Raw genomic sequence first — 21435 nt, forward strand, 5'->3', positions numbered from 1 at the left:
TTAATTATTCTGTTCTAAAAGATTTACAACGTCTTTTTTACGTGTTTCTGGCATTACATTTAGTGTTTTTAGAGAGCCATCTTTCCATTCTACCTCTACCGTAGTATTTTGCTTTGTATACAATTTAAAATGCACATTCCAGTCTTTAGGCCATGCAGGGAATAAGTATACTTTACCATTAGTTTCTTGTAAAAGCATTTCTTGCATGCCAATCATTCCAGCTCCTCCCCAATTATGATCAGGCACCCAATCAAAACCAGGGCCCCAAAAGGCGGGAAACCTTCTGCCAGAATTTGCCATTTTTAATAAGGTATATTTAGCAGCCTCATCGGTCAAACCCAATCTAGCTGCCATAATATTGTCCTGTTTCCAACCTACGTGACTTCTAAATTTCAACAAATCGTCATCTAAAAAATACGTATTTCTAGCTACGTCTAAATCGGGCAGTCCAACACCATACAGTTCCCATGGAAACACAGGATATAATTGTGCCGCTTCTGTATTGTTGATGCGTTCCCAACTTTTGGCAGGCGATAATACTTTTTGATGATTGATTTCTCTAAAGTTTAACGGTGGAATGCGTGTTTGGAATGCTTTTACATATTCAACATCTTCGTTAGTTAAATCTTTGCCTGAAACTTTCAATAACTTTTCTGAAATTACTTTTAAAGCTGAAATGGTACTATTGGCATTATAAGCCATTTTATAGGTTTCTACTGCCGAACCTGGATACAGTATTAAATGACCATTGGCATCTAACGATTTTCGTCCACGCTTTTTGGCCAAATATTGATAGTGTTCATCAAAAAAGCGAAGGCAACTTAAAATAAACCCATTGTATTTTTTAACATCTTTATTGGCATATTCGCTTTGTTCCAACATCATTTTACAAAACTCGAATACGGTATCCCATTGGTATTCCAACCAAGCATTGTATTGCATGCCGGGATCGTAATCTGTGGGTCGTTTCCATTCGTACTCTGCAGGATTTGGCAACCCAAAATTTTCTAATTGTTCGGTAAACGCTGCACCTTCGTGATTCCAGTACACTTTTGTACGCAACTCAGCATTTTTTTGCAAACTCAAATAATAATCTAATTGCGAATCCATCATATCAAAATCACCACTTTTTAGCATCGGGAAATATACCAATCGTTGGTTTTGCTGCGTCATCGTGCCTCCGCCCCAATTTCTAAAATCTGGAGTAAAATTTAATTCTGCATTTGTAAAAACAGGGTCGTAAGTAAACAAACCTCCATTAAACTTTGTTGGATATTTTCCATAGGCATTACAACCCAACATATACCTAAAAAGTTGATAATTTTGACCTATTTGATAAACAGAATCCTTTTCTGTTAAATTGCTTTTTTGGGTATAAATAAAACTACGATTCCAAAAGTTGTTCCACCAAACAATCGTATTTTTTTCAGCCTTCTTTTCTTTGGATTTATAAGAAGACTCCAAATCTTGCAACCCATCGTTCCATAAATTGATGTTTTCATCTTGGTTGGTATGCAAATACAAGGCTATCTGATGCTTTTTACTTGGTTTGATACTTTTTAAACTGAAACCTTTAAAATCGGTATCTTGATAAACACCCTTGTAAGTTCCATCTGGTTTCATGCTTTTGCCTTTCATGACACCTCCAAAAGTTAAGTGTTTTATCGGATTCATCATTTGGTCTTTTACCGATTCCATTTTTTGCTGTTTCACAGCCACATCAAAAACGGTTTGCTCTCGGTTTTTATGGTAAAACTTAACCCCTCCATTTTCAAAAGTAATAGAATCTTGATAAGTAATAATATTGCCTTGTGGCGCCCACTTATAGGAATTGGCATTGTTTGCCTTCCCTTTTACCTCACGGCTTTTATATCGCCAACTTTCATAAGAAGCTTTGATGTTTACAGGAACATCACTTACAGCATCTAAATGGATAACAGGACTAAAAACATCTACCCAAAGTTTTATTTTGGTGTTGTTTTGAGAAACTAAAACATAACCATCTTTTAATTTTAATTCTTGACGAAATCCTTTATCATCATTAAAAGGATTTGGTTCAAGTTGAACTTTTACGCGCCCTAATTTCAATAAGGTATTATGCTCATCAAACGTACCGCTTCTTGAGAAATAAAAATATAAATCACCTTTTTCAACCCAAACATTCAACCCAATATCGCCACCACCAAGTGGCATTGATTCCGATGAATTTTGGCTTTGTGTCGTCCAAATTTGATTGTAATTTTCAAGCATAGGCATTTGCGCTTCCGCGGAAAGCGTAAAAAACAAAAACATAAAAATTACAAAGTATTTCATTTTTAAATTTTAATCTTTATACCAATCATCTGTTCTAAAAGACGACATTGGCAAGCCTCCTACACTAAAAATTTCGGCTTCTGTAAAATCTTTAAATAGATAACGTACTGCCACAGGTTTCTCTACTTGAGGTGATGATAGTAAAACAGATTTACTTCGTAAAACGGTTTGGGCGGGGTAAAACACTTTATTTTCACCTGCAATTTCAAAACCTAAAACTTCTTTGTTGTAGGATGTGATGCCATTTGGTACATTATTGAAAGATACCGTTATGGTGCTTCCTTTAATTTCCATAGCATTGAACTCAGGACTTTCATATTCAAAACCTTCAATACCATAAGTTTTTGCTAAGGCCAAATATGCTAATCTGCTACCCCCTTTTTCTTTATCGGCTGGATGAATATTGTCTTTTTCACCTATATCCATTATAACAGCCATTGCTGAATTGGAAATTTCTTTGGAAGCTTGCAATTGTGCCTCACGTAGGTATGCCGAATTGTACTTTTCTAAATAAGAGTTTTTGTGGTAGCGTGTATAATCAAACGGTGCTATTTGCACAAAATAAAACGGAAATTCTCCTTGTTTCCACAACTCTCGCCATGAACCCACCATTTTTTTAAATAACGCTTTATATTCAAAAGGTCGGTCTCTATTCGATTCGCCTTGATACCAAATGGCTCCTTTAATGCCATATCCAACAACAGGTGCTAGCATACCATTGAATAATGTTGTTGGTTCTCTGTTAGGTGCTTCTTTAAAATCTTCTTTCTTTGTTGGAATTTTAATATTTTTGAAGTCTTTAAGCATTTCGGCATTCATCCAAGCTTCAACATTGGAACCGCCATAGGATACTTCAATCAATCCCACTGGAACATTTAAAACCTTTTGAATTAAGCTGCCAAAATACCAAGCGGTTGCACTAAAATTACCTGTAGTTTGTGGTGTAGCGACGTGCCAACTGCCCTCAAAATCATCTGCTGGAGATAGTATGGTTGCTCTTGGCACACTTATAAACCTAATGTTGTTGTTTGCAGAATTTACAATGGCTTCATTACCACCCAAAACGGGTTGGCCTGTAAATCCTTTAAGTGGCATTTCCATGTTGGACTGACCAGAACACAACCAAACCTCACCAATTAGCACATTTTTTATGGTTTTTGTTACTGGGCCTTCTTTGATTATAATTTCATAAGTTCCACCAGCAACAGGTGTTGTAACTTTTGTTTGCCATTTTCCTTGTTTATCAACGTTTACATCATAGGTTTTTGAATCCCATGATGTTGTAATCACGATTTTACCATTTTTTGTTGCCCATCCCCAAATTGGTGCTTCCATGTTCTGTTGCAACATCATATTATCGGTAAATAATGCTGGTAATTTAATATCTGCATGAATTTGTATGCTCTCTAAAAAGCATAAAACCGCTATAACAAAGTATTTTCTCATTTTATTATTTTTATTATTTTATTATTTTAATGTCTCCTAACAAACCAGATTTTACCATCATAGTTTCATCTAACCTATAAGGTGCTGTGGTCCATGTTAAACGATCTTCTTTTGATAATTTTTCATCACCAATTAATCTATTAGCCCAAGTATTGGTCACTTTTATCGTCAAGGTATTTTCTCCTTTTTTTAAAGCTTTTGAAATGTTTTTTCTATATGGATACGTCCATAAAACGCCACAATCATTTCCATTTAAACTTATTTCGGCAATGTTGTTGATTTCATCAAACTGAAGAAATAAATCCTTTTCAATCTCCTTATTCCAATCAAATGTTTTGGTATAAATAGCCGTTCCAGAATAATATTTAATACTATCATTGGTTGAAGTGCTCCAATCAAAAAGTTGATGAATTTCAATTGGTTTTAATGGCCCATGAAATGCTTTGTCAAATTGAACCGCCCAATTTTGATTTAAAGTCTGAACTGTTTTATAACTCGACCCATTTTTATTTTCTTCTAAACCTTTCTCATCTTGATTTTCTTTAAAAATTACAAATAAAGATTCGTTTTTATCAAATTGCAACGAAACAATACTACGTCCATTTTCAAACTTCCAATCTTTTACTTTAGTAGTTTTATCAGTCACAGGATTGTACAAAACAGGTGTTTTATCGGATACTCTAAAAGAAACCTCTACTTGTCTTTGTTCTTCTTTTTGATTTGCTAAAAAATAAACATCTTCCTTTTTATAGGCTCTATGTGTCCAAGCGATGGTATTCGCATCTTTTTTATTGATTTTTACATCTGCTGTAACTCCAAATGCAGAAAAATCAGATTCTAAATAAGGCAATTTTACCACCGTTCCTTTTCCTAAAGACCATTGTTTAGCTCCCTTACCAGACCAAATTTCATCAATAACCTGTTGCCATTTTTCTTTTTCTTCAACTGTGTATTTTCCCGGAATACTCGTTGGTTTCTCATTCACAAAAACAGTAGCTCCATCTTTCACCAAATTCAAAATCTTTTGAGCTACCTCCAAAGACATCATCTTGTTTGGAGATATTTTTGTTACCCCCGGAAACAATAAAAATTGATATGCTACTTTGTCTGAGAAAATCACATTTCCATTCTTTACATAAGCACTCAATAATACATCACGATTAAAAGAATCGTATTTGTAGCCGTTTAAAGCATTTACCCACTCTGATAAATCCGTACTATTTTTAGTGTATTTTACCTCTTTTGGCATATGTGCCGATGGCTGATCTTTATTCTCCAAACGAACTTTTTCTGATGCCACACGTTCGGCACCAAAAACATTGGGGATGGATGACACCAACCTATCTGGCAACACCGATCTCGAAGGGATTTCTTCACCTGTAAATACCGCAAAATCAATCACGGGATGTCCTTTTTGCAATTGGAATTGTACATTTTTACAATACTCAAAAAAAGCTTTTCCGGGTTTCCACCAAGTTTGATCACGTTGGAAAAAAGTTCCAATCGGATCTAAAGTCATTCCTGGTTTTCTATCTAACCATGGATTATGAACAAAAACATGATAGAAAAAACGATTGATTCCTAAGGCATAATTTCTATCGGCCAAGGTTTTTAAGTTTCCAGGGTGTTCATCCCAATCCATTCTTAATTGGGTAAATGCTTCTGCTTGAATGATGTTTTTTCCATAAATATGTCCTCCAGAAATGGCATCTAACATATCGTTAGGTTTGTCATGCGTAGGACTTCTTAACCAAAACTCCCCGCTAGGATAATCGATGTGTTTAAAGTGTAACAAACCATCACTCATCATGGTTGGAGCTACATTTTCTGAACTAAATTTAACTCCGGCTTTTTTAGCTTCGTCTGCCAAAACACCAAAGAAATTATCTACAATTAATTCTGATATGGTTTTTCTAATATCGTATAACACATTTTCAGAAGTTTCAATATCATCCAATGGAATCCCAGCCATTACAGGTAAATATTCCACAACATCGTAACCTCTACGCTTTTTAAATTCTTCTCTAAAAACAGGTGACCAATTTTGACTTCCACATTCCCAACTATCCATGTGTAATATTTCCACCACTTTTGAGGATAATTCTGGTCCTGCCACTCTTAACATTTTTCCAAACCAATGGTCTAATTGAAAACGAACAGCTTCTGCATTAAATTTATCAACCTCTAAACCTCTACCTCCTCCAGCGGTCGCATTTTCATGTCCTGTGGAAGTATGTCCAAACCTAATGATTCTCCATTTTTTTTCTGATGGCGCTTGCCAATTTAAAACACCTTTCTCATCTATAAACTCAGAGATATTGATCATTTTTGACTTGTCGACACAATCCTCTTTTGTGATTTGTGCATTATTTAACTTTGAACTAATTCGCCAAACAGCACCAGATTTCCCTTCATAATTCTCAATTAAGGGTTCTTCTGAAAGAATAATTTTTGTGACCTTTAAGCCTTGGTTCCATTTGGCCATATCAATATCTTCAGCTCCAGGTTCTGAACCTTCTGGATTGTAAACAAATCTGAAATATTTTGCTTTGGCCGAAAGGCTATGTGTATAATTTGCATCGGTATCTTGCCAACCAGAACGTGGCGTTTCTAACCTCCCCAAACTTTTAAAAGCCTTTCCATCATCACTCACCTCAACCATCATTCTATGCGCTTGATAATTGTTCCCTTTGGTTTTAATATGAATTGATTTACATGAAAAAGGCTCATTAAACTCATACTGAATATAACCAGGTTCAGACATACGTAACTGCGTTTGATCGGTAGAAGCATCGCTTAAAAAAGAAGCTTCTTCAGCTATAGAAGTACTTATTTTAGGCTGCACACCAACTGATGTTTGATGTTTATTTTCTACAGGAAAAGCATACGTAGCAATGTCTTTATAATAATTTTTATAATGCGATGGCATGGGTAACTTTACCCCATTTAGATTTGTTCCCTCAACTATTGTATCAGCCCAAACTACTTTTTGCATAGATAATTCTGGCGTAATCCAAGGTCCACCTGCAACTGCAAATCCATCTGCAGGATGAAAAGCTATTTTCACACCTAATCTATCTGCTTCGGTTAAAGCCCAACGAACCAATTCCCAAAATTCATCACTTAATTGCAACACAGGGGGATCCATCAAAGGTTCCTCACCTGGACCTTTAATCGTCATTAAATAAGCACCTCTAATTCCAGCTTCTTTCATCGCTTCTAAATCAGCAGTAATGCCTTCTTTAGAATAGGCACTTTTTAACCAATACCAATACACCCAAGGCATAGCACTCTCTTGAGTAGGCTCAAAATAAGACACTTCTGTTTTTTTAGCTTGGTTACATGACAATAAAACAAACACCAACAAAAACAGAACAATATGTTTACTTTTAAAACGCATTAATATTGAAATTTATCTAGGGTTTTATCTAGCCCTTCTTTATTAGATTTGAAAGGGACGAGGTAAAAACTATATTTATAATCTTTAGACGGAATTTGATACTTTTCTAAAGGAGCTGCTACTGGTGACCAACTATCATTCCCACCAATGCCCATTTGTCTTAAATCGATGTTAAGTATTAAAAAACCTGGATTTTTTAAATCGAATGTATGTTTGGCCTCATTGATATTTTCTTCCGTATAAGGCCAAACGCTCATACTTAGCGGTTGGTTAACATTCACTACTAACAACCCTTCGTTTGTATTCGACGTGGTGGCAGCCATCCAACGAACTTCTGTTCTATTTCCGTTTTCTTGAGGACGTACATAAGGTTCTGTAAATTCATTTAAAGGCAAACTATAACGCTCAACAAAAAAACCATGATTTCTATCAACATAATTTTCCAACTCGCCTTTTCCATACCATGAAATTTGTTTGAACTTGTTTTGAATTCCCATTTGCATTCCCACTTTAGGGATATTTGGTAAATTTTCTGATGCTTTTAATTTGTAATCGACTTTTATAAGACCATCTGACTTTATTGTATATGAAACCGAAACTTGTGCACTGTCTTTTATCACTTCATAAACCGATTTTACTATAATTTCGTTTTCCACTTTTTCAGCATTTATCGAGGTTAATGTTGGCTGATTGTCATACCAAGGTTTTAAAACTTTTTGTGGTTTCCATCCTTTACTATCATTATCGGTAAACGGACGCGTAAAGTTTGGCATTAATGGTGCAAAAATTTGTTCTTCGCCATTAAAAATATAAGAATTTAAAGCACCATTTTCTTTGTTAATTTTGATGTTGAAATCTTTACCAGAAACTTCAATATTCTTATCATTTTCAGAAACTGAAGCAGCTACTTTATAATCCGTAAACAAATTTGGATTTTGTCTCTTTTTTGATACTAAAAATTGATCCTGTGCTACTACAAACCCTTTCTTAGCCCAAGGCGTATCCTCAGAAAGTTGGAATTGAATACTTATAAATATATCAGCATTTGTTTTGACAATAGGTAAATATCGACTCCAAATTAAAACAGTAGTTTCACCAGCCTTTACATTTAATGGACTTAAAGGTATTTCTTTAAAAATCTTCCCATCAATTGTCATTTTTAACACGGGCGTCAAATCATCCAACGATTTTGAGGCTTGACGATTTTTAACAATTAGCTTAGTCCCATCTATACTGCATGTTGCAGGTTGATATACCCATTTGTTTTCGTACATCGCTGCTTTGGGTCTTCCATCTGAAGCAACAATACCGTTGATGCAAAAATTGCCATCGTGTAGTTTTTCTCCAAAATCACCTCCGTAAGCATAAAATTCTTCTCCTGTTTTTTCATCAACTTTTAATAAACCTTGATCTTTAAAATCCCAAATACACCCACCAATTATTCTAGGCAATCGTCTAAATTCGTCCCAAAGTTCTTTTAAATTCCCTGTTGAATTCCCCATGGAATGTGAGTATTCCACAAACAAAATAGGTCGTGTATCAGCCTTGTTATCTACCAGAAACTGTGGTGTGAATACACCTGGATAAAAACGACTTACCATATCTACATACGGTTCATCTTGTGGATTTTCAAAACGGTGTGAATGATCGCCGGTTGATGGATATCGTTCATCTCTCTCGTCTATGTATCCATCTAATCTCGGATTTCCTTGTGCAGGTTCGTAATGTATCGGTCTGGTAATGTCAAAATCATGTGTCCAACCAGCCATAGCGGCGTGGTTTGGTCCTTTACCCGCTTCATTGCCTAAACTCCACATAATGACACTTGGGTGGTTTTTATCACGCTCTACCATTCGGGTCATACGCTCTAGGTAGGCATTTGTCCAACTTGGATCATTACTCAATTTCCCTCCCAATCCATGCGTTTCTAAATTAGCCTCATCCATCACCATAATTCCGTATGCATCACATAATTCATAGAAGTATGGATCGTTAGGGTAATGACTGGTTCTAATGGTATTAAAATTAAATTGTTTGATGGTTTTTACATCATCTTCAATATCCTTTCTCGTCAAGGCCTTTCCTCTAATAGGATGATGATCGTGGCGATTAACTCCATAGATATATGTTTTTTTTCCATTGATTAATAACTTCCCGTTTTCTTTAGAAAACTCAATAGAACGGAAACCAACTTTACAAGATTTTACTTCTGAAATATTTCCGTTTTCATCTTTTAAAGTCATGACCAACGTGTATAAGTTTGGCTCTTCTGAACTCCACTTTTTAGGATTTTTGATCGTCTTTTCAAAAAAACCAAAACGCACATTGTCCAAACGTGGGTAACTTTCATTTACAATGGCTTTTGCCAAGGTGTCTATAGGTTTTTCAAATAAAGCCTCGTTTTTATCATTATACAATTGAAATTCAAACAAAGCATTTCTAATGGTATCTCCAGCTAAGTTTTCTAATTTTGGACGTAATTGAAAAACAGCATCTTTATACTCTTTATCTAATTTTGTTTGATAGAAAAAATCTTGAATGCGTAGTTTTGGTTCAGCCATTACAAAAACTTCTCGCTGAATCCCACTCATTCGCCAATGGTCTTGATCTTCTAAATAAGCACCATCACTATAACGAATTACCTGAACCGATAATACATTTTCTCCTTCTTTTAAATAAGGTGTAATATTAAATTCTGATGGTAAAAAACTATCTTCTCCATAACCTAAAAACTCCCCATTGATCCATACTTGAAAAGCAGAACTCACCGCTCCAAAATGAAGCGTAACCGTCATGTTTTTTTGCCAATCACTTGGCACTGTGAATTTACGTTGATAAGACCCTACACTATTGTCATCTTTAGGAACAAAAGGCGGATTGATAGGTCTAAAAGGATACACAGCACTTTTGTAAATTGGAATTCCATAACCAAGTAATTCTATATTAGAAGGCACTTCTATTTTATCCCATTCTTTTACTTCGTGCTTGTAAAAATCCTTAGGAGCTTCTTCTAAGTTTTTTGCATACTTAAAATTCCACTCACCGTTTAACATGATGAAACGACTTTTTTCTCTATTCCCTTCTAATGCATCTGCTACCGTTTTATAAGAATAAGCAGTAGCTCTTGCAGGCTGTCTATTGATACTAGTTACCAACGGATCTTCCCAAGGTATAGATTTATATTTTTGAGGTACATTGGGAATACCTGCAGGTTCTCCTGTAACCGTTTGTGCAGTCACTAAGCTTGCAAAAATTAAAGCAACACATAATATGAATTTATTTTTGATCATCTTCTATAGCTACAAAATGAATATCACTTTTTCCTATGTCTTTTGAGGTTGCCAATGCAATACCACGCTGTCCGGCCTTATTTACAGCACAGTAATAATGATACACAATCCCCTCGTGTTTTAACACAAATGATTTATGAGCAAACAAATCATCATAAGGTTCTGATGACTGAATTAAATCTTCTCCTTCCCAGTCTTTCCAGTGAATTAAATCATTAGATACTGCAAACCTGTTAAACGCTCCTTGATCCCAACCAGTCCAAAAGGCTCCAAAATAAAACATGACCCAAGTATCATTAATACGCTGAATATAAGCATCACCCGAAATCCCTTTGTGATGATTGATTACAGGTCCATCACCAAAACGTTTCCAGTTTTTCATATCGTCTGAAACCGCCATAGCAATACGCTCTGCTCCTTTGGCAGGATTGATACTATCTCCACGAGCGTTGTAATACATCACAAAATCATGTCCTGTTTCTTTCTCAACATCTCTAATCACAGAACTTTTATACATGGTACTGTTATCCCACCATTTGGCTTTATCATCATTTGGTCTTAATATTGGTTTTGGCAAACGTTTAAATTCGTGAGGTGTAGTAGGCAACTCATCCGTATAAGCCATTCCCATAGATAAAATTCCTGCTTCATATCCTGTGGTATTCCCACCAAAATAACTCATCCAATATTTATCATCATAAGATTCCCATTTGTAAGAACCTCCCCAAGTAGGGTCTTGTAAAGCAATGTATCCTGCTTTTTGATTGACATCCCATTCTGTAGTGTCTTTTGAAAACGACATGACTTTTCCTAAGTGTTTCCAGTTTAACAAATCATCACTTTCTGCCAACCAAGTTTCATAACCACGTCCTTCAAAAATCAAGTAAGTCATAAACCATTTGTTATCTTTTCTGAAGATACTCGGACAATCCATTTTATATGAATTATCAGTAGGCACCATAATCAAACCATATTTATAAGGGGTTTTAATTTCATTATAAATCTCTTGCATTACAGCATCTGTAATTTCTCTTTTCTTCATTTTTGAAGAACAAGATGTAATAATTACAAATGCGAAAGCCGTTAGCATGATTTGAAAAAACTGCTTCGTTTTCATATATGAATGTTATTTTTTAAACTTTAAATAAATCGTACGTTTTTGCAAACCACTTAACCATTTAGGTTGCGATGAAGGCCCTACCAAATCTGTAGCATTTACTTTATTTCTTGCTGGTGGAATAACATCTAAAACAGCAATTCCAGTATTCGGGATGGTGTACAATAAAGCATCACGTCCATCGCGTGGTGAATACACACCTAAATAAGTATCCGTATCTTTATTCTCAATATAAATTTGTCCTTCTTCAGTAGTAAATTCTGCCCAATGCCAATTGTTGAAATATCCTTTAAACTCAGGATAATTGAATGATTCTCCTGGAATAGGATCGTTATAATCGTTCTCCCAAATATCTAAAGTGGTTCCTTTTAAACGGTTTTGCCAAACTCTATAAGGTCCATCACCCAACCATTTTTTAGCTCTCATTTTTTCTTCAGGATATTCAAAATACATTCCCGCTAAATCAACCACACCGTTGTATTCATATTCATAGTCTAGTTGAATCAATCCATCGGAATTGATTGTCCAAACTACTTTTTGAAGAATTCCGTGATAATTAGCGGTAACCACTACTTTTCCATTTTCATGTTTTGCTTCTATATTCAATAAATTTTCAGAACAATTTACTTCTTCATCCCAACAAGAAAACTCCTTATAAATACGATCTTCTCCTTTTAAGAAATCTGGATTGATGGTGCCATCTAAAGTTCTATCCCCTCTACGAGCCATGATTATTTTTGGCCCATTGGTTAAACTAATTGTTTTTCCAGATTGGATCACCTCCACTAATTTCCCTGATGTTTTATCAATTTTAATTTCAGATTTATCAGCTTTAATAATATAAGCTTCTGCTGTTTCTTGTATATCTACTTTTCCTGAAACTTGTTTTTTAACTTCTGTTGTTTTGTCCCAAGTAAAATCCCAAGTCCATAATTCATGACCATTTTTATTAGTTGCTTTTACATACAACACATCAGCATCTTTCCAATTGTTTGGTAAGTTCAATTTTAATTCTCCTTTACCATGAGGTAGAATATTTGGCGATGGAATTTTTCCTTTTTCAATCGTTTTTCGTTCTACTTTTCCATTTAAAGGAGAGCTAAAATTCACCAACTCATATTCAAAAGCACAAGTGTTTGTATTGGTAAAATCGTAACGATTTTCTAAAGTAAACGTTCCATCAAAATCTTTTGATAAGATTGGTTTTTCCATAATCATCACCGGAGACCAAACTTCTTTCACAGTAAAGAAACTACCTTCTTTTTCGTGATGTGGCCCTACAATTCCATCGGCTCCATAATTGCCTTGATTGTCAATTCTTCCATCCTGATCGGTACGAGCAATTCCTTCATCCGCAAATACCCAAAGATAACCTCCTGCTCCTCTAGGATGTTTTCTCATAATTTCCCAATAATCATCAAAACCAGCTCCGTGACCACCATCATACAATCCATGAAGGTATTCTGTTGGCATAAAAATATTATCATCTCTAAAATATTCTAAAGTCTCCCCATAAGATCGATAATGCATGGTTTCTACCCCATTATGCTCTTGTTGTGGATGCAACACGGGACGTTTTTGCAAATCCCAGATATCAAACTGATTGTCTAAATTAGTATTCCAACCTCCTTCATTTCCGTTAGACCAAAAAATAATACTTGGGTGATTTAAATCACGAGTAACCATTTCTTTCACCAACTTTTTCCCTACAGCATCATCGTAATGACCATGCCATCCTCCTAACTCATCCATAACATACAATCCAAGTTCATCACAAGCTTGTAAAAACTCAGGGTCTGGTGGATAGTGAGATAAACGCACTGCATTCATGTTCATTTCTTTGATCAAACGAACATCTGCATAGTTTAATTCTTTGTTTAAAGTTCTACCAGATTCAGGCCAAAAACTATGGCGGTTTACTCCTTTCATCAACACACGTTGACCGTTGACATAAACTCCATCTCCTTTTCTGATTTCAATGGTCCTAAATCCTATAGATTCTGAAATGGTATGCAACAATTCTTTTCCTTTATAAATAGCTATTTCTGCCTTATAAAGGTTAGGCGTTTCTGCTGTCCATTGTCTGATGTCTTTAAAACTTCCTGATAAGTGAATTTTATCTCCGCTACCTACAATATAAGCCTTAATAGTATTTCCTACTTTTTTCCCGTTTGTATCCAACACAGTTATCTCTGCTCGTACATTTGAAGCCGCATTTCCTAAAAACACATTGGCTTCAAACGTTCCATCAGCTTCTGCTTTTAACGATGTATAATTGATATGTGTTGTTGGCAAGGCTTCTAAAAATACTGGACGGAAAATTCCGCCAAAATTCCAGTAATCTGCACGTCTTTCAGCCAAATTAACACTGGCATTTTTGGACTCTTTGCTTACCACAACACTCAACTCGTTTTTCTTTCCAAATTTTAATAAATCTGTGATATCATATTTGAATCTATAAAAAGCGCCTTGATGTTCATCATCACTTGCCGAACGTCCGTTAATTCTAACTTTTGTATCCGTCATAGAACCATCAAAAACAATTTTTACACGTCTGTTTTCCCATGCTTTTGGAACCTCAAACGTATACTTATATTCTCCTACCTCATCAGCAATTCCTTCTGGAAAAGGTTTTCCGTAAAAACGAATTCCATATTGATATTTTCCAAATCCTTCTTGCTCCCAAACAGAAGGCACATTAATGGTAGACCATTCTCCGCTTTTTCTTCCGTCTGAAATTTTAAATTCCCACTCTTTGGTGTCTTGATAACCTTTTCCTGATAAATACTGAATTTGAGTTTCTGCATTTTGAGCTTTTGCCGAAAAACTGACAACTGCCAAGAGAATAGATAATCTGTAAATAAATTTGCTCATTCCTTTTAATTATAATGCTTTGTATTGAATTTGATATTCTTTATTAGCCTCTAGTGCTAACTGATACTTGTTTTTATCCACTTGTGTAATTGTACCCAAATTTGTTTTTGGCTTGCTTTGGCTATTTATGATTAAAGTCCCTTCTCCTTCTGAAGATTTTACTTTTATTTCATTGGTGCTGCAATAAACATCAACAGAACCATTAGGTGTTGGTACTTTGCCTTCCATCCATTTTAAACCTCCTAAATTTGGTTTTATCACATATTCCGAATAACCTGGAGCAGTAGGTTCTACACCTAAATAATATTTACCAAACAAGTAAATAGGACTTGACCCCCAAGCATGACATAAACTTTTTCCGTACGGGCGTCCATACATTTCTAAATGTTCCTTTCCACCTTGTTTTGGATCGTATTTTTCCCAGAAAGAAGTCGCTCCTTCTCTTAACATACCTCCCCAATAATCGCGAATTTCATCTAACACAAACTCCTGTTCCCCCATAGCGCAAAGTGCTTCTAACTCATAAAATCTCATATAAGGTGTGGTGATTTCTAGGATGTCATCATTCAACAATACTTTATTTTTTACGCTTTGTTTTTGTTCTTCATCAAAATAGTTGAAAAAGATTCCGAACATATTGGCGTATCGGGTTACGATATCTTGCACTTCACCATCAATCCGTTGGTGTTTCATGACATTTTCATTCTTATCCCAAAAGACATCAAACAATTGTTCTTTTAAATCTTTTGCTAATTGCTGGTACTGTTTTTCATCTTCTGATGCTCCTGCAATCTTTGCACTTACTGCCATGGCTTCTAAACTTCTGGCCAACAACATTTGTTCAAAACTAACCTCACCCGTTTTTGGTAAGCCATCAGCCCAATCAATAAACACCCAATCTCCCTCTAAAGGTTCTAAAAATCCATTTTTATTTCTTCTACCTAAGCAAAACTCCATAAGCGTTTTCATTCTTGGATAAAAGGTTTCAATGAATTTCGTATCGCCCGTATATAAATAGTAATCGTAAATACCTACAAACCAATAGAGCGAATAATCCATAATAATATTGATGTGCGCAGTCACTGGTTCTTTACCTCGAAGTGCCAGCAAAGTTCGTTCCACAGATGGCGAATCATAGAACAAATAATAATTCATTAAATAACTCTGATGAGCGTCACCAGACCAAATCCAACGATCACGTTTTATACCATCTATAAAAAACTCACGCGTTGTTAAATGCATTGTGTACGCCGAAACATCCCAAATTTCATTTAATAAATCATCTGAAGATTTAAAAGCACCACGATACTCCAATGGTAAATATTCATAAAGCATCGATATGGAATCATATAGCACTGTAGCATCGGCTTGTACTTGAACATATCTAAATGCTTTCGATTTATCGTGTGTATAGGTTTCTGATTGATTGCCATCAAAATGAAGGTAATCTAAGGTTTCACATTTGGCTGAATCTAAGGCTTCTTCACGAGATTCCCCATAATACAAGGCTAATTTGCCTTTTCCTTTTAAACCATGAATTTTTATATAACCAAAAGTTTCTTTTCCAAAATCTACTAATTCACTACCGTTTACCTTTTCGGTACTTTTGGCATTCCAAGGCTCGGTTGCCAATCTAAACTCTGAAGGTTTATGCTCTGGTGAGTCAAAATTCCAAGAACCAACAGGTAACCAAGGTGTGCCCGATTGTTGTGCTCTTCCTGCTTCATCAATCCAGAGTTTATCCTCATTGGTTACTATCCAAGTTGCATCTGATTTTATGTATTTCCCATCTATATAAATTGCTGGCAACACTTCTTGATTGAATACTTTAAAAGAAATTTTGTGCTTCCCAGACGGTATTAAAATTGATTTTGGTTGTCCATAAATTTGGATATCGTCTAAAAGTAATTGAAAAGAACCTTCGGAGTAAATTTTTACCTCATCAGGCTCTGGAATATCTACTTCTGTTTGAAAAGTAACCAAAGGGTAAGGACTGTAATATTGCCAAAGCGGTGGAAAAACCGCCTCCCGTTCGGTACGCCGAACTTGCATTTTATTGCTCAACCAAATTTCGAAATCGCCCGGGTACCAAATCCAAGTTGAAGTAGAAGAGGCATTCGGTAAATAAGATTTATCCATTTGTTTAATTTTTTATGATACTATAAATTCTGTTTTAAATATCGTCTCCGTATCTTTCTTCTGTTATTTGTTGCAATGTTTTACCGCGAGTTTTTGGTGTCCAGATAGTACCGATTACCAAAGCAATAAAGAGTAATGTTATCATAATGTTTGCCGCCATATGAAATCCTTCTCCGTTTTCCCCATATATATAAACAAACCCAAATCCCCATACTGCCGCTATAGCTCTAACAACAAAGAACATAATACCTTGTGCCGCTGCACGATATTTGGCAGGAAAGAGTTCTGATGCCCAAAGTGCATAAAAAGCTTGCACACTAAGCCCAGCATGAATACCCCAAAGAACAGTAAAAGCCCATAATGCTATATAATTTTTAATGCCAATAAAGATGAGGATCCCCCAAGCAATAATTCCTATGGACGTGCCAATAAAATACAGCCAACGTTGATTTACTTTATCAACCAACATGGAGAATGCGAAATAAGTAACTGCAATAATTATAAGCCATTGTACGGCTGATACCATATTAGCATCTTCGTTTGAAAGACCTCCTGCAGTTTCATAAATATGTTGTTGAAAGAAGCCCATTACAGAAGCTACCATGTTCCAGGTAACATAAATACCTGCAAGAAAAACCATGGTACGAATATTTACCTTATTGGTAAAAAGTGTCCCAAATGATGCAAAAACACTCGGCTGTTTCTCATTGCTTTGCTTTTGCTTCTCCTTAGCTTCTTTCCAATCTTCAGACTCATTAAGTTTTCGTTGCAGGTTCCATGCGATAAATGCTACCATAAACAACGTGCCAAAAATAAGACGGCTACTGAATACATTTACTGCTTCAAGACTTGCTTCGTTCCCTATAAAGAATTCTGCTATTTTTTGCACATAACTGAATAAAGCACCAGCTGATGCACCTACTTTACCTGGAGCAAGCAACATTCCTAAAATTAAAATAATTGTTGGACCAACGCCCCAAGCAACCTGAGAAATACCCATATTGCGCCCACGATTACCAACTTCAGAATTTTCAGAAATATAAGTCCACGAGGCAGGGACACCAGCTCCTACCGATATGCCTGTAATCAAAAATCCAGTCAACAGCATTGGAAAATTTACCGTAAAAATAATAATGGCTACCCCCAACATATACACAAGCATATTGTAGGTATAAATCGTTTTTCGTCCGTATTTGTCGGCAAGAAAACCACCAATAATCGCGCCTATTGCAGCACCGAAACAGTTGGCGCTAATGGCATTAAGCCAGCCAAGATTCCCTTCTGTAAGTCCGAGGTAATTTTGCCAAAGCGTCAATCCACTTGCTCCGGCCACAATTGCGCCAGCATCAAGATAATTAGTAAGCGATACAGCGATCGTACTTTTTAAACTTCCTTCTTTTTGTTCCATTTTTTTTATTTAATATTTATAGTGCGTTTTGAAAATAGAACAGTAGCCAAAAAATTGACGATTAATTTCACTCCCTTATCACACATATTTTGAATTTATTAATTTAATTCTTTTTGAGCGGCTTCCCAGCATTGTTGAATAATATCTTTATAAAGTAAAGCCTGTTGCCAACGGTCGCCTTCTTCCTGTTCGCTTCCATCAGAGGAAACAACTGTTCTGGCATAAAAAATTTCGGCTTTTAATAATTCAATCGTAAAACAGATGTAATCTCCTGGCTTTGCCGTTTTTAAAAAGCCTAAAAATGAGCGTTTCCACATGTCTTTAAAATGTTCGACATAACTTAGATTTTTATCATCAGAAACATCTACTTGGATACATCCTGGATTTCCTATACGACCATGCATAAATCGAACTCTATCAAATACTGGCTGAATAAAATCCCATTTGTTTTCTATACCGCCATACACCATTTCCTGACCTGTGTACCAATGTGAAAAATCGCCATTGAAACGAATTTCCGGAAATCGTTTTGTTAACTCAACTGTTCTGAACAAATCTTGCGTTATGGTAGCACGGTGTGTTTCTATGTAAATGGGCATATCTATCGCTTCTGAACTCTCTTTGATATAATGAACCAAAGCATCCATTTCTGCATCCGATTCCATGCCCCAGCCTAAATGCACCGTTGCACAGTTATAGTTTAACGATTTCCATAAAGGTAATAAATCTTTTAAATCGCCTACTTTATTTACCCGTGCATGTGCGGTTAGCTGTAAATTGAATTCTTTACACAATTCGGGATTGCCATCTTGAATACCACCAAAACCTGCTTCGGCTATTGCTTTATGCTTTTCCCAATCACTTCCTTTTGGACCTTTAGAAAATGAAGGTAAATCTTCACAAGTACCATAATTTATATCTATACGTAATGATGGTGGATTATGACTCCCATCGTTCGTGTTCTTTATCATTTTTAATTATTTTATTGAATTAAAGGGCTATTAATGTCCGTTAAAGAACAGATACAATGCCATCATTGTAACAATAAGTATTCCCCAAAGTATTTTTACTTTTGGAGATACTTTGGTTAATGTACTATAATCTAAAGTGCTTTTATACGGATTGCTTTCTTTGTCTAAATATGAAATAATTACTATTAAAACAGATAGAAATACGAAAATATAAAAGGACAACAGTAAAAAATGAGGCCAGATTTTAACCCCTGATGTTGGGTCGTTAGGAAATATCCAAAGGTACATAACGCCAACCGTTAAACTAAGTAATGTTCCAAATGTTAAAATACTATTAGCCGCTTTTGTGGTTGTTTTTTTCCACAAAACACCAAACAAAAACACGACCGACATTGGAGGTGCAATAAAGCCTAATACTGACTGGAATACATCGAACAAATTAAGTCCTTTTATACTGTCTATTGCCATAGTAATAAATATGGATAAGATCGCTCCTGTTACAGTAACCATGTGACCTACTTTAACGATTCGTTTCTGACTAGCATCGGGCTTAAATTTTTTAACATAAATATCCATTGTAAACACAGTGCTTAACGCGTTTAAAGCCGAATCGATTGTACTTACCAATGCCGCAATAAGAACTGCCATAACCAATCCTTTCATTCCTGTTGGAAACAATTCGGTTACCATAGTCATATATGCTTCATCTGGATTTGATAAATTAGGAAACAATATAAAGCACATAATTCCCGGTAAAATAAATAAAGGGACATCAATAATTTTAAGCCATCCCGTAAAATTAGCTCCTAACTGTCCTTGCTTAACACTTTTTGCACCTAATACCGATTGTACCATAGATTGATCTGTACACCAAAACCAAACACCCATAATAGGATAACCCAATATAATAGCTGTCCAAGGGTAATTAACATCATCTGCTGGCATGAATAAGTTCCAATAACTTGAAGGTGTCTTATCAAACAACGCATTAACGCCACCTACTTTATCTAAACCAACCCACATTAACGAAAAGGACACAATTATTAACAAAACCATTTGAATTACATTGGTGTATGCTATGGTTTTAAGTCCACCTGCCATGGTAAAAAAGCCCGCGATTAGTAACAGTATAACCACCGATAGCCACATAGGTAAATTAAGTATTTGTTGAATTAAAATACCTCCTGCAAACAATGTTAGGGACAACCAACTTAATAAAACGGTTACAATGGTGTACCACGCCAAAATATTTTGAGTTGAATTACCAAAACGTTTTCCCATGAATTCAGGTAAAGTTTGTACTCTGGCACCTAAATATCTTGGAGCAAAAACAACTGCTAATAGAAAAATAAAAATGAAGGCATACCAAGAAAAATTACCTGCCACAATACCTGTAGAATAGCCTATACTTGCTGAAGCTATTAACATAGAAGGTCCTACATTGGTGCCCCACATATTTAACCCGATGCTAGACCAATTCAAGGAATTTCCAGCTAGAAAATAGTTCTCGTCAGCAGGTCTTTTGTTTCTAATGCTAATCCAAGCACCAATTCCTATTAATACTATTAAGTAAATGCCTACTACTGCAAAATCAAGAAGTTCTAATTGGTCGTATATATTCATTTGTTAATGTCTATTGAATTAGGTTGGTTAGTTGGTTGTTTGGTCTAAAATTTAAATTAACAGAAATTTCTGTTATATTAGATATAAGCATTGATATTTTCACCAGATTTAATAAAAGGCTCTGCCCAATAAAGTGGTTCACCATTACTTTTTAATATAGGTTCTGCGGAATATTGGATTAACAATACACGTCTAGATTTATCTGTTTTATTAGCCCCACTTCTATGGAAACAAGTACTTGAAAATAACGCCACATCTCCTGCATTTAAAACTGCTGGAATCCCTGGATTATCTCCAAAATATCCAATTTTATCGTTTGTTCCTTCTTGAAGTACGTGATCTATCCTATCTTTTACACCAGCCTCTTTATAAGGTAATAGATAAACAGTACCGTTCTCTTCAGTAACATCATCTAACGGACACCAAATTGATAAATATGGTTTGTGTTCAAAATCTAGATACCCTGAATCTTGATGCCAAGAGAAAGTCATGGCTTCTTTAGATGCTGCTTTTACCACATATTGTTCTAAAAACAAAAACACATCTTCTCCTAAAATTTTACGTGTAATTTGCTCCATTTCCTTACCAAAAATAAGGTCTTGCATGGTTTTACTGTCTTTGTAGCGCAAAGCGATAAAGTATCTTTTTCCTTTGTGGTTTATTTCATCAACCTCAACCCCTTTTCTGTCCATTTCATCATCTTTTTCTTTTATGAATCTTTGGCATTCACCACGTAATCGTTCAATTAATTCTTGTGGTATCACATTTTTTACTATACAAAAACCATCTTCTTGAAATTGGTTTAATTGTTCATTGGTTAAAACTGTACTCATTGTCTTATTTTTAAATTGTTA

The 21435-nt window shown here is 35.4% G+C and carries 11 protein-coding genes; all 11 read right to left on the reverse strand.

The features are described 5' to 3' along the window. Window positions 1-2313 (reverse strand): DUF5703 domain-containing protein, encoded by a 2313-nt coding sequence (locus ACGK9U_RS04170; protein ID WP_394465100.1) that lies wholly within the window; start codon window positions 2311-2313, stop codon window positions 1-3. 9 nt (window positions 2314-2322) lie between these two features. Further along, window positions 2323-3759, reverse strand: coding sequence for a sialate O-acetylesterase (locus tag ACGK9U_RS04175; protein WP_394465101.1), 1437 nt, complete (start codon window positions 3757-3759; stop codon window positions 2323-2325). A gap of 13 nt (window positions 3760-3772) precedes the next feature. Then, window positions 3773-7159: a glycosyl hydrolase gene (locus ACGK9U_RS04180; RefSeq protein WP_394465102.1), complete on the reverse strand. Its 3387-nt coding sequence runs from the start codon at window positions 7157-7159 to the stop codon at window positions 3773-3775. Continuing rightward, window positions 7159-10449, reverse strand: a complete 3291-nt coding sequence (locus ACGK9U_RS04185) for a glycoside hydrolase family 2 TIM barrel-domain containing protein (RefSeq protein WP_394465103.1) — start codon at window positions 10447-10449, stop codon at window positions 7159-7161. The genes ACGK9U_RS04180 and ACGK9U_RS04185 overlap by 1 nt, the downstream gene beginning before the upstream one ends. Continuing rightward, window positions 10436-11566 carry a glycosylase gene (locus tag ACGK9U_RS04190; RefSeq protein ID WP_394465104.1) on the reverse strand — a complete coding sequence of 377 codons (1131 nt, stop codon included), beginning with the start codon at window positions 11564-11566 and terminating at the stop codon, window positions 10436-10438. The genes ACGK9U_RS04185 and ACGK9U_RS04190 overlap by 14 nt, the downstream gene beginning before the upstream one ends. 9 nt (window positions 11567-11575) lie before the next feature. Next, window positions 11576-14440 (reverse strand): glycoside hydrolase family 2 TIM barrel-domain containing protein, encoded by a 2865-nt coding sequence (locus ACGK9U_RS04195; RefSeq protein WP_394465105.1) that lies wholly within the window; start codon window positions 14438-14440, stop codon window positions 11576-11578. A 9-nt stretch (window positions 14441-14449) separates the two neighbouring features. Further along, complete coding sequence (locus tag ACGK9U_RS04200) at window positions 14450-16579, reverse strand: alpha-L-rhamnosidase C-terminal domain-containing protein (RefSeq protein ID WP_394465106.1); 2130 nt, start codon at window positions 16577-16579, stop codon at window positions 14450-14452. Between the two features lie 34 nt (window positions 16580-16613). Further along, entirely contained in the window at window positions 16614-17987 is a 1374-nt protein-coding gene (locus ACGK9U_RS04205) for an MFS transporter (RefSeq protein ID WP_394465107.1), read from the reverse strand. 98 nt (window positions 17988-18085) lie between these two features. After that, window positions 18086-18958, reverse strand: coding sequence for a hypothetical protein (locus tag ACGK9U_RS04210; protein WP_394465108.1), 873 nt, complete (start codon window positions 18956-18958; stop codon window positions 18086-18088). A gap of 30 nt (window positions 18959-18988) precedes the next feature. Continuing rightward, window positions 18989-20581: a sodium:solute symporter gene (locus ACGK9U_RS04215; protein WP_394465109.1), complete on the reverse strand. Its 1593-nt coding sequence runs from the start codon at window positions 20579-20581 to the stop codon at window positions 18989-18991. A gap of 77 nt (window positions 20582-20658) precedes the next feature. Further along, on the reverse strand, window positions 20659-21414 hold the full coding sequence (locus tag ACGK9U_RS04220) for a phytanoyl-CoA dioxygenase family protein (protein WP_394465110.1): 756 nt from the start codon (window positions 21412-21414) through the stop codon (window positions 20659-20661). Window positions 21415-21435 lie beyond the last annotated feature (21 nt).

This window comes from Mariniflexile sp. HNIBRBA6329 (assembly GCF_043558645.1).
GTDB lineage: Bacteria > Bacteroidota > Bacteroidia > Flavobacteriales > Flavobacteriaceae > Mariniflexile.